The organism is Pseudomonas sp. LFM046 (genome assembly GCF_000949385.2).
Classification (GTDB): Bacteria; Pseudomonadota; Gammaproteobacteria; order Pseudomonadales; family Pseudomonadaceae; genus Metapseudomonas.
Genome location: NZ_JYKO02000001.1, coordinates 1,474,527 through 1,488,098, shown reverse-complemented (window position 1 = coordinate 1,488,098; position 13,572 = coordinate 1,474,527). Strand labels below are relative to the sequence as shown.

The 13,572-nt window shown below is 66.5% G+C and carries 13 protein-coding genes; 3 read left to right on the top strand and 10 right to left on the bottom strand.

Annotation, left to right across the window (positions count from 1 at the left end; all coding sequences use genetic code 11):
* Nucleotides 1–77: 77 nt before the first annotated feature.
* From TQ98_RS07010 to TQ98_RS06995, 4 genes are all read right to left on the bottom strand, one after another.
* Nucleotides 78–482, bottom strand: a complete 405-nt coding sequence (locus TQ98_RS07010; protein ID WP_044871616.1) for an NUDIX domain-containing protein — start codon at nt 480–482, stop codon at nt 78–80.
* A gap of 143 nt (nt 483–625) precedes the next feature.
* On the bottom strand, nt 626–2,038 hold the full coding sequence (locus TQ98_RS07005; RefSeq protein ID WP_044871617.1) for a saccharopine dehydrogenase NADP-binding domain-containing protein: 1,413 nt from the start codon (nt 2,036–2,038) through the stop codon (nt 626–628).
* A 121-nt stretch (nt 2,039–2,159) separates the two neighbouring features.
* A complete protein-coding gene (locus TQ98_RS07000) occupies nt 2,160–3,482 on the bottom strand; it encodes an APC family permease (protein ID WP_044871618.1) in 1,323 nt (440 codons plus the stop codon).
* A gap of 79 nt (nt 3,483–3,561) precedes the next feature.
* Nucleotides 3,562–4,377 carry a carbon-nitrogen hydrolase family protein gene (locus TQ98_RS06995; RefSeq protein ID WP_044871619.1) on the bottom strand — a complete coding sequence of 272 codons (816 nt, stop codon included), beginning with the start codon at nt 4,375–4,377 and terminating at the stop codon, nt 3,562–3,564.
* Nucleotides 4,378–4,511: 134 nt separating this feature from the next.
* Between TQ98_RS06995 and TQ98_RS06990 the strand changes: the two genes are divergently transcribed.
* Complete coding sequence (locus TQ98_RS06990; RefSeq protein WP_044871620.1) at nt 4,512–5,300, top strand: LuxR C-terminal-related transcriptional regulator; 789 nt, start codon at nt 4,512–4,514, stop codon at nt 5,298–5,300.
* Between the two features lie 54 nt (nt 5,301–5,354).
* Here the strand turns inward: TQ98_RS06990 and TQ98_RS06985 are convergent, their stop codons facing one another.
* From TQ98_RS06985 to TQ98_RS06965, 5 genes are all read right to left on the bottom strand, one after another.
* Nucleotides 5,355–5,600 carry a DUF2790 domain-containing protein gene (locus TQ98_RS06985; RefSeq protein WP_044871621.1) on the bottom strand — a complete coding sequence of 82 codons (246 nt, stop codon included), beginning with the start codon at nt 5,598–5,600 and terminating at the stop codon, nt 5,355–5,357.
* 179 nt (nt 5,601–5,779) lie between these two features.
* Nucleotides 5,780–6,691, bottom strand: a complete 912-nt coding sequence (locus TQ98_RS06980; RefSeq protein WP_044871622.1) for an HlyD family secretion protein — start codon at nt 6,689–6,691, stop codon at nt 5,780–5,782.
* A gap of 7 nt (nt 6,692–6,698) precedes the next feature.
* Nucleotides 6,699–6,899, bottom strand: coding sequence for a DUF1656 domain-containing protein (locus tag TQ98_RS06975; protein WP_044871623.1), 201 nt, complete (start codon nt 6,897–6,899; stop codon nt 6,699–6,701).
* Nucleotides 6,889–9,129, bottom strand: a complete 2,241-nt coding sequence (locus tag TQ98_RS06970) for an FUSC family protein (RefSeq protein WP_044871624.1) — start codon at nt 9,127–9,129, stop codon at nt 6,889–6,891. Before TQ98_RS06970 ends, TQ98_RS06975 begins: the two co-directional genes overlap by 11 nt.
* 9 nt (nt 9,130–9,138) lie before the next feature.
* On the bottom strand, nt 9,139–10,647 hold the full coding sequence (locus TQ98_RS06965; RefSeq protein WP_103102898.1) for an efflux transporter outer membrane subunit: 1,509 nt from the start codon (nt 10,645–10,647) through the stop codon (nt 9,139–9,141).
* A 178-nt stretch (nt 10,648–10,825) separates the two neighbouring features.
* On the opposite strand from TQ98_RS06965, the gene TQ98_RS06960 reads away from it, so the two are divergent.
* Complete coding sequence (locus tag TQ98_RS06960; protein ID WP_044871627.1) at nt 10,826–11,782, top strand: LysR family transcriptional regulator; 957 nt, start codon at nt 10,826–10,828, stop codon at nt 11,780–11,782.
* Nucleotides 11,783–11,913: 131 nt separating this feature from the next.
* Here the strand turns inward: TQ98_RS06960 and TQ98_RS06955 are convergent, their stop codons facing one another.
* The gene (locus tag TQ98_RS06955) at nt 11,914–12,828 is read right to left on the bottom strand and encodes a LysR family transcriptional regulator (RefSeq protein WP_044871628.1); all 915 of its coding nucleotides are present in this window, start codon (nt 12,826–12,828) and stop codon (nt 11,914–11,916) included.
* A gap of 120 nt (nt 12,829–12,948) precedes the next feature.
* On the opposite strand from TQ98_RS06955, the gene TQ98_RS06950 reads away from it, so the two are divergent.
* Entirely contained in the window at nt 12,949–13,548 is a 600-nt protein-coding gene (locus tag TQ98_RS06950) for a short chain dehydrogenase (RefSeq protein ID WP_044871629.1), read from the top strand.
* Nucleotides 13,549–13,572 lie beyond the last annotated feature (24 nt).

Here is a 13,572-nt window from a genome sequence, read left to right as displayed (position 1 = left end):
GAGCCGGTGACTCATGACCACGTCGTCAGGACATTGCTTTCCAGGTTCAAATGAAGTGCTTCCCAGCGGTGCCTTGCTCAGAATTTCGCGCTGGACACGATACCGGAATAGTTCAGGCAGTCCTCGATCCGTCGCCGCTGCATGTGGTTCAGTTCGTGCAGCGAAAAAAAGCGGTACTCGGAATGCTCGAAGCTGAGCTGGATGGGGCCGTCGTCGGCCAGGTCACAGCGGAAGATGAAGGACTGCGACTCATAAGCGCTGTGGTAGTAGACACCGGTCAGGTGATGGGCGATCACGCCAACCCCGAGTTCTTCCTTGCACTCGCGCTCCAGGGCCTCGTGAATGGTTTCCCCCGGTTCGAATGAGCCGCCTGGAAGACCCCAGCCACATTCTCCGTACGTGGCCTTGAGCATCAGGACCTGGTTGTCCTGGTTGATGATTACTGCGTGGGAGCTGAGACGGAATCGGTCGTGGTAGGCCATGTGATGTAGGGGTGAAGTACGACGAAGCGGCCAATTCTACGCAAGTGATCAGGCCATTCACCATCCATCCAACCCCCGCCCATCGCATCGTGCCCACATCGGGATCAGACGGTCAGGGCACTCGTCAACAGGCCTCACAGGGGCTAGGCGCGGACGTTCACGAACTGCCAGGGGTCGTCGCGGTCCAGGGTTTCCGCCACCAGCCGTTCGCGTCCCTGCAGGGGAGTCCAGTCGGTGTAGAAGCCCATCAGCTCACCCAGGTAGGGGCGCGCCAGCTCCAGCAGGTCGGCGTAGGGCAGTTCATCCGGCTCAAGGATGCCGCGACGCGGATTGCGCAGGGTCCAGACCACGCCGGCCAGCACCGAGGCGGTCACTTGCAGGCTGGTGGCGTTGTTGTGTGGGCAGAGTGCGCGCGCCTGTTCGATGGACAGCCGCGAGCCAAACCAATAGGCCTGCCGCCCGTGGCCAAGCAACAGGACGCCCAGGTCGTCATGGCCGCTGGTGATGTCGTCGAGCAACAACCTGGCACGGCGTTGCGGCTGCCAGTTGCGCGCCGCCAGTTCACGCAGGGACAGCACGGCGTCGTCACACGGCTGGTAGGCGTAAAGCACCGTGGGTCGGTAGCGCGGGCTCTCGGCCGGCCCCAGGGTGAAGTAGTCGGCCATGGAGATGGATTCCCCATGGGTGATCAGATAGCCGAGCGTCGGCCCGCTGGGCGTCCAGGTGCGTACCTGCGTTGCGGCGCCTGGCCGGCGCAGGTAGATCGCGGCCTGGCAGCCGCGCTCATGGCGGTGGCCATCCGGCGGAAGGTTCCTCTCATGGCTCCCCCAGCCCAGCTCCGCCGGTTGGCAGGCCTCTGCGATGAAGCCGGCGATGGACCAGGTGTTGACGAACTCATCGTCCTGTTTGCGGCGCAACGACTGCTGGGAGTCCCGCTCGGCGATATGGATGCAGCGCACCCCCAGGTGTTCGGCGAGTGCGGCCCATGCCTCGCGCCCGATCGGCGCCTGAACGGATTCGCCGCAGTCCTTGGCCAGGTTGAGCAACGCCTGCTTGACCAGATGCGACACCAGGCCGGGGTTCGCGCCGTGGGTCAACAGGGCGGTGGGAGCATCTTCGCCCGGCCGGCGCAGCGCCAGCGCCGCTTCCCGCAGGGCATGGTTGGTGCGCTGGGACAGTGGACGTTGCGGATCGGTGTAGCCGCCCGGCCAGGGCTCGATACAGGTGTCCAGGTAGAGCACATCGCGCTCGCGGCAGAACTCCAGCAGCGCCAGGGTGGAAACACCCACCGAGAGGTTGAGCAGGAAATCGCCCGGCCCCAGCAACGGGGCGAGTGTCTCCCGGTAATTGTCCGGTGCAAGGGCTACCCGCCTGAACGTGATGCCTTGCGCCTCGGCGACGGATTGGCCGGCCGCCTCCGCACTCAGGACCAGCAACTGGTCCGGGTTCGGATTCAGGTGGCGCAGCAGGAGGGGAAGTACGCCTTGCCCGATGCAACCGAACCCCACCATGACCAGGCGGCCATCCAGACGCTGGAGCCGTTGCGTTTTGTGCATGGCCGTCCCTCGGCTGCCATGACCGGCAGGTTGATCGCAGGGGCCGAACACCTCGGCCCCATAACCCGATCATAGTCCTGCCCGCGCCAGGCGGACGACGGGCCAGAGGGCGGCCTGTCCATCAGGCTTCGTCGAAGCTCAGCTCCGGCGGCTGGCGGCGGAATCCGCCGGTGAGCCAGCCGAGGTAGATGACCCCAAGCGCCAGCCAGGACAGGCCGAGGATGATCGCCAGGTGATCCAGGCTGACCATCAGCCAGAGGGTCGCCACCATCCCCGCCAGCGGGAACAGCAGGTATTGCACCAACTCGCGCGGGCCACGGCGCTCGCCGTTCAGCCAGTAGTGGAAGATCACCGAGAGGTTCACCAGGGTGAAGGCCAGGAAGGCGCCGAAGTTGATGAAGGACGTGGACGTGGTCACATCCATGTGCAGCGCCAGCAGGGCCACCGCGCCGCAGAGCACGATGCTGCCCACCGGGGTGCCGAAGCGTTCGCTCAGGCGGCCGAACAGGGACGGCGGCAGGACGCCATCGCGGCCCATGGCGTACAGCAGACGCGAGGCACTGGCCTGGGCCGACAGGCCCGAGGTGAACTGCCCGACGATCAGGCCGATGAGGAAGATCGACACGAACAGGTCGCCGCCGATGTTGCGGGCGATCTCGTAGGACGCCGAGTCGGCACTCTGGAACGCGGTGGAGGGGTGGGCCAGCTGCACGAAGTAGGACGTGGCGATGAAGATCACGCCGCCGATCAGGGTGATCAGCAGAATGGCGCGCGGAATGGTGCGGCGCGGGTCACGGGTTTCCTCGGTGAGCGTGCTCACCGCGTCGAAGCCGAGGAACGAATAGCAGGCGATGGCCGCGCCGCCCATGATCAGCGGCCACTGCATACCCTCCTTGAGGAAGGGTTCGAGGGACCACAGCGGCTGGCTGGCATCGCCCAGCACGTAGTGCACACAGAGCACCACGAATGCCACCAACACCAGGAACTGCACCAGCATCAGCGCGCCGTTGACGTTCTTCGCCAGGCGCAGGCCCACCACGTTGATGGCGGTGGTGACGCCGATAAAGGCCAGCACCCAGACCGCCTGGGGCACCGCCGGGAAGGCCGAGTGCAGGTAGGCGGCGCCGATCAGCCAGATCGCCATGGGCAGGAACAGGTAGTCCAGCAGCACGGCCCAGCCGGCCAGGAAGCCGAGCTTGGGATTGATGGCGCGGCGCACGTAGCTGTAGGCCGAACCGGCCACCGGGAACGCGGCGGCCATGCGGGCGTAGCTGAAGGCGGTGAAGAGCATGGCCACCGAAGCGGCCAGGTAGGCCGTCGGCACGACGCCGCCAGTGGTGTCGGCGAGGATGCCGAAGGTGCCGAGGACGATGATCGGGGTCATGTAGGCGATGCCGAAAAGCACCACCGCCCCCAACGACAGGGTGCGCTGAAGTTGAGCCATTACCGTTACTCCGAATTGTTGGTTGTTGTGGCAGAGAGCAGGAAAAGGCCGCCCTGCGTCGGGGCGGCCAGGAGCGGGATCAGGAAATCAGCAGCTCGCGGCGGCCGTCCGGGTGGTCGATGCGCTCACCCGGCAGCACCAGGCGGCGCTCGTCCAGGTAGCGGTAATCGCGGCGGGCGGACTCGAGGCGCGCAAGGTCCAGTTCGACGATCTGCCGGCACTCCTCGCGACCGGCCTCGCAGAGCAGCTGGCCGAAGGGGTCCACCACCGCGCTGCCGCCGGCGAACACCAGCCCGCCATCGCCCTCGCCCACCCGGTTCACCATCACGGCGTAGGCCTGGTTCTCCATGGCACGCGCCATGATCGCGGTGCGGTGAGTGGGGCCATAGGGGTCCATGTTGCCGTTGGTCACCAGGATCAGCTCGGCGCCCAGTTGGCCCAGGGCGCGGGCGCTTTCAGGAAACTCGATGTCGAAGCAGATCAGGATGCCGACGCGAATGCCCTTCCACAGCGCCGTGGCGTAGCGGTCACCCGGGGTGAAGATGCCGCGGTCCGAGGCCCAGAGGTGGGTCTTGCGGTAGCGCAGGGCGATGCCTTCCGGGGTGATCAGCAGGGTCGTGTTGTAGAAGGTGCCGGCGTCGTTCTCCGCCACGCCCACCACCACGGCGACGCCCCGCTCGCGGGCGGCACGCTGCACCGCCTGCACGCTCGGACCGTCCAGCGGCTCGGCCACGGCGGCGATGGTGTCTGCGGTGGGGAAGCCCATCAGCTGGGTTTCCGGGAAGACCACCAGGTCGGTATCCGGTGCGCAGGCGGCGATGGCCTTCAGGGTGCGCTCCAGGTTGTAAGCGGTATCGCCGTCACGGCCGGCGAGTTGGACGAGTTCGACCTTCATGGGTGCTCCTGGTTCTTGTCAGCGGGCGAGCAAGCGTCACAATGCTCGGCTCTCGCCCTGGCATGCCCGGAGTATGGAGCGCGACCAGGCACGGGGTAATTACGCAGGCGTGGTAACCCATCGGGGGTAGAAACATGAGTCTGACCTTGCAGGACATCGCCTGGCACCAGTCCGTCGGCCGGCTGATCGAACAACTCGACCGTCCGGGCTTCTGGATCGCCCTGGTGCGCCTGCTGGAGCAATACGTGCCCTTCGACAGCTGGGTCGCCCTGCTCTTCAGCGATGGCCGGCCCCAGGTGTTCGCCGAGTGCCCCGGCGCCGACGGCGGGCCTGATCCGCTGTTCCAGGACTACCTGCGTGGGCTCTACCTGCTGGACCCGTTCTACATCGCCAGCCGTGAGCGCAATGAGGGCGGGCTGTTCCGCCTGGCCGATGTGGCCCCCGAATACTTCGAGCAGACGGATTACTACCAGCGGTACTTCAGCCTTAACGTCGTGGCCGATGAAGTGCAGCTCAATGTGCCGCTGGAGAGCGGGCGTACGCTCTGCCTCTCCCTCGGTTCCCGGCAGTCCTTCAACCCGGAACAGATCGCCCTGCTCGGTTTGATCCGGCCCTGGGTGGCTGGACTGATGCGCCAGCGCCTGGCGTTCGAGCAGGAATTGATGGCCAGCCCGCCGCCACCGGCGCCCGCCTGGCAAGAGCAACTGGAGAGCGCCGGGCAGAAGGTGGAGGCGGCGCTCACCGCGCGGGAACTGGAGGTGGGGCGGTTGATGCTGAGCGGCTGCTCCAGCAAGGAAATCGCCCGCAAGCTGGATATCTCCAGCGAGACGGTGAAGGTCCACCGCAAGCACATCTACAGCAAGCTGGGGATCAAATCGCAGTCGGAGTTGTTCAGCCTGTTCCTGAAGGCGCAGGAGGCGTGAACAATGGGGCCGCGTTGCGGCCCTTGGCGAATAAATTCGCCCCTACAAGTTGAATCAACCGTTACTGCACCCCTGGCCGAACACCCTATATTCCAGGCGATGAACTCTGCCCTGGTGATCTTCATACGTCATATAGGCCGGAACTACGCCACAGGCATCGGGGATTTCACTGCGGGAAATGATCCGGGCGATATCCAGCTCCATCCCGTAGTGATAATGCTCAACGGCAGATTCCACCGGCTCTTCAGCCAGGGCGAAGGCAGACGTGCCGGCGAGTGCCAGCAAGGCAAGAGCTTTCATTGAATAGTTTCCGGAGGGATTGGAAGTTAGAACTTCGGCCAGCTCTCCACGAACTGGCCGAAGGTACAGCGCAACACCTTGCGGTGATGTTTACGGCAGCAAGCGCCTCGTCGTGGGAGGCGCAGTCATTTTAATAATCGGCAAACGTCCGAAACAGCGCCGGATACGCCAAGGACTCTTTACTGGGCGAACAACAATCCATCGAGGAACCCGGACGTTTCCGGTTCCCGGCCCTCCTCGCCTATCACCACGGTGCAGGTCATGCCGGCGGCCAGCAGCACGTCTTCCGGCACCTCGTCCAGGTGAATGCGTACCGGCACCCGTTGAGCCAGGCGCACCCAGTTGAAGGTGGGATTCACGTCGGCGGTCAGTTCGCGGCTTTCCGGGTTGTCACGGTCGTAGATGCCCCGGGCGATGCTGTCCACATGGCCGCGCAAACGCTGGCCACCCATCAGCCGCAGTTCGGCGCGGTCGCCCTCCTTGATGTGCCGCAGGCGGGTCTCCTCGAAGTAGCCGTTGACGTAGAAGGACTGATCATCCACCAGCGCCATGCTGGCTTCGCCGCGCTCGGCATAGTCGCCCTTGTAAACGTTGAGGTTGGTGATGTGCCCCGCCACCGGCGCCCGCACTTCGGTGCGTGCCAGGTTGAGCTTTGCCGCATCCAGCGCCGCCAGCGCTTCCTGGTATTCGGCCAGGGCCGTGGCGGCCAGGTGGCCAGCGTCCTCGCGGCTTTCGCGGGAGACCACCAGGTCGTCCATGTCGGCGCGGCGGTCGGCGTTCACCTTGCGCATCTCCAGCGCCGCCTTGCGCGCCGCCACCAGGGCTTCTGCCTGCTTCACCGCCACCTCGTAGTGCGACGGGTCGATGCGCAGCAGCAGGTCGCCCGCCGCCACCTTCTGGTTATCCCGCGCGGGGACCTCCACCACCAGCCCGGCCACATCCGGGGCGATGTTGATCACATCGGCGCGCACCCGGCCGTCGCGGGTCCAGGGCGAGTCCATGTAGTGCAGCCAGAGGGTGCGTACCAGCAGCACCGCCAGGGCGAGGATGAGCAGGGTCGCGCCGACACTGATGATTCGTTTCAGGGACATGGGAGCCTCAACGGTAGATGGTCAGCGCCAGGGCGCCATACAGGCAGGTGAACAGGCCGACGCGCAGCAGCGCCGGATGCCAGGCGTGGCGATACAGCCCGCACCAGGCGAACAGGCGGTCGAGCACCCAGCCCAGCAGGAAGGCCACCAGGAACAGGATGGTCAGGGTCGGCATGTAAACGCCGTGCAGGGCGATTTCACGCGGCATGGGCGACTCCTTGCAGGCGGGCCGGAACGGCGTCATCGGCCAGGGGGTTCTGCGGGTCCAGCAGCGAGGTACGGATGAAGTGCAGGTAGCTCTGCAGACGGCGCAGGGGCGAGGTGTCGAACTGCGGTGCGCAGGGCTCGGCCGTGCCGCGCACGCTGTCGATGGCCTGCTCCACGGCCATCAGGGCGCGCTGGCGGTTGGCTTCCGAGGGCTGGATGAACAGCCGCACCAGGGCCCGCCCCATGGCTCGGATGGCGCTTCGCCAGGGCATGGATTCGGCGTAGCAGGACAGCGCCGGCAGCCGCGCCTGCTCCAGGCGGAGCTCGATCACCGCATGCCCCACTTCCTGCACCAGGAACATCCAGCGCAACAGTTGGCGCTGCACATCCGGGCGACCGGAGGAATACAGGTAGGCCTGGTTCAGCAGGTCGCGGGTGCCGCTCTCGAAGCCGGACACCAGCCCCTTCATCCGCCCGCTCACGGCACGCACCACGCACAGGCGCAGCTCACGCTCCAGGCGCCGCCAGAGCCAGGGGCGATTGGGCGGCAGGATGATCGCCGCAGCCGCCGTGGCCAGCGCCATGGACAGCACCGAGGCGAGGTATTCGTTGAGCACCCGGTGCGGGTCGAACAGGGTCTGGTTGGCCGGCATGGAGGTCATGCTGAACCACACCAGCAGACCCAGTCCGGCGCCCGCCAGTTGTGGCCGCGCCAGCAGGAAGGCACCGAGGGCGACCACCGGCGCCAGGGCACAACAGAGCAGCGCGAAACCGTCGATTTCCGGCAGCACCCGGAAGGTCATGAAGATGCCGAGGCACGCCCCCGCAGCAGCGCCGAGGGTGAGCTGCAGCGACAGCCGCCGGGGGTTGGAGGACGAGGATGCCAACGCGGACACCATGCCGATGGTCATGGCGAAGGTGCCGCCACTGGGCCAGGCGGTGGCCATCCAGAACAGGCTCAGCACCAGGATCAGCAGGCTGCTGCGCAGGCCTGCGACGGTGGCAGCCACGGCATTGGCACGAGGCCGGAAGCTTTCCTTCCACTGTTCGCGGGCGTGGTGGTCTTCCAGCAGGGACGCATGGGTCTGGGCGTAGTTGTGCAGGTCGTCGGCGAAGCGGTAGAGCAATTCGGCGGCGGTGTCGTAGTCCAGGGTCAGGGCTTCGCTGGGCTGCTGCAAGGCGAGTTGCGCGCGGCCGGCGCGAATCAGCTGCATCAGCTCCTGCTTGCAGGCTTCCAGGCGAACGGCCAATTGCGCGGCATCGGCTTCGCTGCTCAAGCGGTCGCGCAACGGCGCCAGTAATCGGGCGACCTCCGCCAGGCAGGGCTGCAACGCGTCCAGCACCACGCCACCACCATAGGAGCCAGCGCTGCTGGCGAACGCCGGCCGCTCCGAGTCTTCGCGAGCAGAGCTCGCTCCTGCAGGCGCGTCCGCTCCGCCCGCCAGCCTTCGCAGCAGCTGGTGCAGGCCATGGAAGCGGGTGGAGAGCACCATGAATTCATTGTTCAGCCGCGCCAGCCGGCCGCTGCGCATGCGCATGTGCGGGTCTTCGAAGGCGGTGGCGCTGCGCATGTTCTCCAGGCTCACGGCGGCGGCGGCGAAACGCGCGTTGCTGGCGTCGAAGCGGGCGGTGTCCAGCCCGCCGGCCAACCCCTCGCAGGCAAAGGTGGCGAAGTCGCGAAAACGCCCGTGCAGGGTGTTGCGCAGGTCGGTGCTGGTGCTCTGGGGCAGGATCAGGCCGTTCACCAGGCCGGTGCAGAGGATGCCCAGGCTGATCTCCAGCACTCGCCAGAGGGCGAGCATGAAGGCGTCGTCGGGGTGGGTCGTGGCCGGCAGGCCGATCATCACCGCCGTGTAGCCGGCCAGCACACAGGCGTAGCCGCGAAAGTCGCGGTAGCGCGCGGCGCCGGCGGTGCACAGACCGATCCAGATGGCCAGGCACAGCATGAACAGCACCCGTTCCTGGTTGAACAGGGCGATCAGCACCACCATCACCGTCAGCCCCAGCAGGGTGCCGATGATGCGGTAGAAGCTCTTGGCGAGGACCTGCCCGCTCTGGGGCTGCATGACGATGAACACGGTCACCAGCACGGTGCCCGGTTGCGGCAGCTCCAGCCGATAGGCCAGCCAGAGGGCGAGGAAGGCGGTGAGCAGCGCCTTGAAGATGAAGGCCCAGGTCAGGCCGTCACTGCGCGCCCACTCGGCCAGCGCGCGGTTGAAGGTGTGCACCATGGAGGGTCCTCAGGGCTTGGGGAGAAAGCGCAGGCGGGGTTCTTGCGGCGCCAGGCCGAGATCGGCCGGGCCGGCGGGCTCGGGCAGCACGCCGCCGCCCAGGGCCAGCAGCAGGTCGGCCTGGGCGGCGAGCTGCGCCGCGCGCACCTGCTGTTGCTTGAGCTGGCGCTGGAACAGGGTGGGCTGGGTTTCCAGCACGGTGTCGAAGCCGGTGAGGCCACGCTGCTGGGCCAGCAGCGCGAGGTCGCAGGTCTTCTGCGCGGCGGCCACGGCTTCGGCGGCCAGCGCCTCCTGCTGGTGCAGCGATCGGATGCGCACCAGGGCGTCAGCCACCTGTTGCAGGGCGCTGACCAATGTCTGGTTGTAATGCTCCACCGCCAGGTCGTACTCGGCGGCCGCAGCGCCCAGCTGGCCCCTGCGCAGGCCACCGTCGAACACCGGCAGGCTGAGGGCCGGGCCCAGGTTGTAGGTGAGCTTGTCGTAGCGGAGGAAATCCAGCATGCCGCCCTGGGTGGCGTTGGAACCCAGACCGCCCAGGAGATTGATGTTGGGGTAGAAGCCGGCTTTGGCGACTTCGATGCCACGGGCCTGGGCCGCCACCTGCCAGCGGCTGGCCACCAGGTCCGGGCGGCGGCCCAGCAGTTCCAGCGGCAGTAGTGCCGGCAGGCCGGGCACCTGCTGGAGGTCGAGGCGAGGCCGTTGCAGGCGCTCGCCCTCCCCCGGCCCTTTGCCGGCGAGTGCCGCCATCTGGTTGCGGGTCAGGGCGATGGATTCGTCCAAGGCATCGATCTGCCGATGGGTTTCCGGCAGCGGCGCTTCGGCACGGCTGACCTCCAGGCGCGTGCCGATGCCGTCACGCAGGCGCTGCTCGGCCAGGCGAAGGATTTGTTCCTGCTGTGCAAGGCTGGCGTCGGCGATGTCCTTCTCGGCATGCAGCAGCGCCAGGCGGATATAGCTGCGCACCAGGTTGCCCTGCAGCGCCAGGGCGGCCAGGCGCGCCTCGGCCACTGCCACCTGGGCCTGGTCCAGGGCCTGATGGCTACGGCTGCGCTCACGGCCCCAGAGGTCGAGGTCGTAGCTGAAGCCCAGCAGGCTGATGTTGTTCCAGCTGCTGGTGCGGGCCAGTTCGCCGGGGCCGTAGAAGAAGTCATCCGGCCAGTGCTTGCGCTGCATATTGGCCTCCAGGTTGACCTGGGGCTGCTCGGCGGACTCCACCACGCCAGCCAGGGCGCGCGCCTGACGGACACGCGCGGCGGCCATGGCGAGGTTGGGGCTGTTGGCCAGGGCCTGGTCCATCCAGGCGTCCAGCTGCGGGTCGCCATAGGCGCGCCACCACTGGGCGCTGGGCCAGGCGGCGTCCTGCTCGGCACGGCGGATGGCGGTGCCTTGGTCCAGACGGGCGATATCCAGGCGCTCGGCCTGAGGGGCGATGCCCTGGCTGTCGATACAGGCGGATAGAAGGGAAACAACGGCGAACAGACTGGCGCGGGCGAAGCCGGGCCAAGGATTGCGGTGCACTGCGGCAGATCCTGAATGCTGGGTAGCCAGGCACGGGGCCTGGATCGGCGGCGATTCTAGGGCCGGGAATGAGTGACGATAAGGCGACGGATAGATAAAGGATTGTGTACTGAATCAGCCATAATCCCCCGACACGCTTCGTGACAAAATTTGCCTCCCTCCCGGGCCGGAACCCTCAATGGACATCCTCTTCAACATGCGCGCCTTCGTCTGCGTGGCGGAGACTGGCAGCTTCACCGCGGCTGCCCAGCGCATGGACCTGACCACCTCGTACATCTCCCGTGCGGTGGCCACCCTCGAATCCCACCTGCGCACCCGCCTGCTGCACCGCACGACCCGCCGCATCGCCCTGACCGAAGCCGGCCAGCGGTACCTGCTGCGTTGCGAGCAGATCCTCGCCTATATCGAGGAAGCCGAAGCCGAGGCCAGCGAGGCCCATGCGCGTCCGGTGGGGAACCTGAAAGTCCATGCCATGACCGGCATCGGCCAGCACTACCTGATCAAGGCCATTGCCCAGTACAGCGAGAAGTACCCGGACGTGAGCTTCGACCTGACCCTGGCCAACCGCACGACCGACATCCTCGACGAGGGCTACGACATTTCCGTGGTGATCGCCCAGGAGCTGCCGGACTCGGGCTTCATTTCCAAGCAGTTGGGCACCACCTACAGCGTGCTCTGCGCATCCCCTGGCTATATCGAGAAGCACGGTGCGCCGCGCCTGCCGTCGGAACTGGCAAAGCACCGCTGCCTGCGCCTGGTGAACAACGTGATGTCCCTGGACAAGTGGCTGTTCGACGGCCCGGACGGCCAGGAAATGATCAGCGTCAACCAGACGCCCTTCCAGGTGAACACCGCCGACGCCATGACCGAGGCGATCAAGGCCGGCATCGGCATCGGCGTGTTGCCGGTGTACTCGGCCATCAGCGGCCTCAAGGACGGCAGCCTGGTGCGCGTGCTGCCCAACCACAGCCTCTTTCCCCTGGGCATTTACGCCCTGTACCCCTCGCGGCAGTTCCTCGACGCGAAGATCCGCACCTGGGTGGAGTTCCTCCGGGAGTTCCTGCCGGAGCGGGTCGCGGCGGATGAGAAGGCGGTGGCGGAGTACAGCTTGCGGTTAGGAAATTCGCGTTCCTGATTCAGGCGATCCGTTGTAGGGGCGAATTCATTCGCCTAGGGCAGCGCAGCTGCCCCTTGGGAACCTTGCATGGCAGCCCTTCGGCCTGCTTGGCGAATGAATTCGCCCCTACAGGACAAAGCAAAGCGGCCCTATTCCGCTGCCTGGTCCAGCAACTGCCGGCTGCGTTCGAACCAGGCCAAGAGGTAATCCGCCAGCACCTGGGTACGGCGCGGCAAGCCGCCCTGCCAGGGGTGGACCAGGAACACCGGGGTCTGCCGCGTCTGGTAGTCCCGCAGCAGCCACACCAGTCGGCCTTCCGTCAGCTCGTCATAGACCATGTAGGACGGCAGCCGGGCGATGCCAGCGCCGGACAGGGCCGCTTTCTTCAGCAGGCTGTAGTGGTTGCTGGCCAGGGCCCCCGCCACCTTGACCCGCTCCAACTGGTGCTGGCGGTGGTAGAGCCATTCCTCGAAGCCGCTGTAGTGGGTGTTCAATAGGCACTGGTGCCGCGCCAGATCCGCCGGCTGCCGGGGCTCGCCGTGGGCCGCCAGGTAGGCCGGCGTCGCACAGGTGATTTCCTGCAATGAGAACAGCGGCCGGGCCACCAGGCGGTCGTCCAGGTCAGTGCCGGAACGGATGGCCAGGTCGAAGCCGTCGGCAATCAGGTCGCGATAGCCGTTGTGCAAGTCCAGTTCCACCCGGAGCTGCCCGTACTGGCGGGTGAAATCCAGCAGCAGCGCATCGAAGAAGGTTTCCCCGAGGGACACCGGCACCGTCAGCCGCACACAGCCGGTCAGGTCCTCCTGCAGGCGCCGCACGCTCTGCCGCGCCCGCTCGGCTTGCGCGGCCAGGGCCTGGGCTTCCGGCAGCAGCGCCGCGCCGGCGGCGGTCAGGCCCAGGCGGCGGGTGGTGCGATGCAGCAAGGCCGCGCCCAGGCCCTGCTCCAGCAGACGGATGCGCTTGGACAGCTGCCCCTTGCTGCAACCCAGGCGCTCCGCCGCCGCAGTAAAACTGCCGGCGTCCATCAGCACCGCGAAGGCCGCCAGATCGTCCATTTCACTCATGGCTGACACCGCCTCATTGTTTCCAATTGAAAACCAAAGATTTCCAATTGCATGGATTATCGACAATAGACGGCACTCTACACTGATCGGGAAGCCACCTCACAACCCTGGAGCCACCCCATGAAAATCATCCTCGTCGGTGCCAGCGGCACCATCGGCCGGGCCATCGACAGTGAACTGAAGGATCGCCACGAGATCGTTCGTGTCGGCCACAGCAGCGGCGCGCTGCAGGTGAACATCACCGATTCGGCGTCGATCCGCCGGATGTTCGAAGCGGCCGGTCCCTTCGATGCACTGATCAGCGCGGTGGGCAAGGTGCATTTCGGTGCGCTGGAGGAGATGGGCGAGGCCGAGTTCGCGATCGGCCTCAAGGACAAGCTGATGGGCCAGGTGAACCTGGTGCTGATCGGCCGCGAGTTCGCCAATGACGGCGCCTCCTTCACCCTGACCTCCGGCGTATTGAGCGACGATCCGATCCGCTACGGCGCGTCAGCCAGCCTGGTCAACGGCGCCATCGACGCCTTCGTGCGCAGCGCTGCCCTGGAGCTGCCGCGTGGCATGCGCATCAACAGCGTCAGCCCCACCGTGATCGAGGAAGCCCTACCGGCCTACGCGCCCTACTTCCGTGGCTACAAGGCAGTGCCTGCGGCACTGGCGGCGCTGGCCTACGCGAAGAGCGCGGAGGGTGCGCAGACCGGGCAGACCTATCGCGTGTGGTAAGGGCCTCCGTGAGTTGTTGACCGC

Excerpts from the sequence above, each read along its gene's own strand:
- TQ98_RS07005 (WP_044871617.1), bottom strand. The coding sequence starts at position 2,038 with ATGCACAAAACGCAACGGCTCCAGCGTCTGGATGGCCGCCTGGTCATG.
- TQ98_RS06950 (WP_044871629.1), top strand. The coding sequence starts at position 12,949 with ATGAAAATCATCCTCGTCGGTGCCAGCGGCACCATCGGCCGGGCCATC.
- TQ98_RS06995 (WP_044871619.1), bottom strand. The coding sequence starts at position 4,377 with ATGAAGGTCGAACTCGTCCAACTCGCCGGCCGTGACGGCGATACCGCT.
- TQ98_RS06970 (WP_044871624.1), bottom strand. The coding sequence starts at position 9,129 with ATGGTGCACACCTTCAACCGCGCGCTGGCCGAGTGGGCGCGCAGTGAC.
- TQ98_RS06980 (WP_044871622.1), bottom strand. The coding sequence starts at position 6,691 with ATGTCCCTGAAACGAATCATCAGTGTCGGCGCGACCCTGCTCATCCTC.
- TQ98_RS06955 (WP_044871628.1), bottom strand. The coding sequence starts at position 12,828 with ATGAGTGAAATGGACGATCTGGCGGCCTTCGCGGTGCTGATGGACGCC.
- TQ98_RS06975 (WP_044871623.1), bottom strand. The coding sequence starts at position 6,899 with ATGCCGCGTGAAATCGCCCTGCACGGCGTTTACATGCCGACCCTGACC.
- TQ98_RS07010 (WP_044871616.1), bottom strand. The coding sequence starts at position 482 with ATGGCCTACCACGACCGATTCCGTCTCAGCTCCCACGCAGTAATCATC.
- TQ98_RS06990 (WP_044871620.1), top strand. The coding sequence starts at position 4,512 with ATGAGTCTGACCTTGCAGGACATCGCCTGGCACCAGTCCGTCGGCCGG.
- TQ98_RS06960 (WP_044871627.1), top strand. The coding sequence starts at position 10,826 with ATGGACATCCTCTTCAACATGCGCGCCTTCGTCTGCGTGGCGGAGACT.
- TQ98_RS07000 (WP_044871618.1), bottom strand. The coding sequence starts at position 3,482 with ATGGCTCAACTTCAGCGCACCCTGTCGTTGGGGGCGGTGGTGCTTTTC.
- TQ98_RS06985 (WP_044871621.1), bottom strand. The coding sequence starts at position 5,600 with ATGAAAGCTCTTGCCTTGCTGGCACTCGCCGGCACGTCTGCCTTCGCC.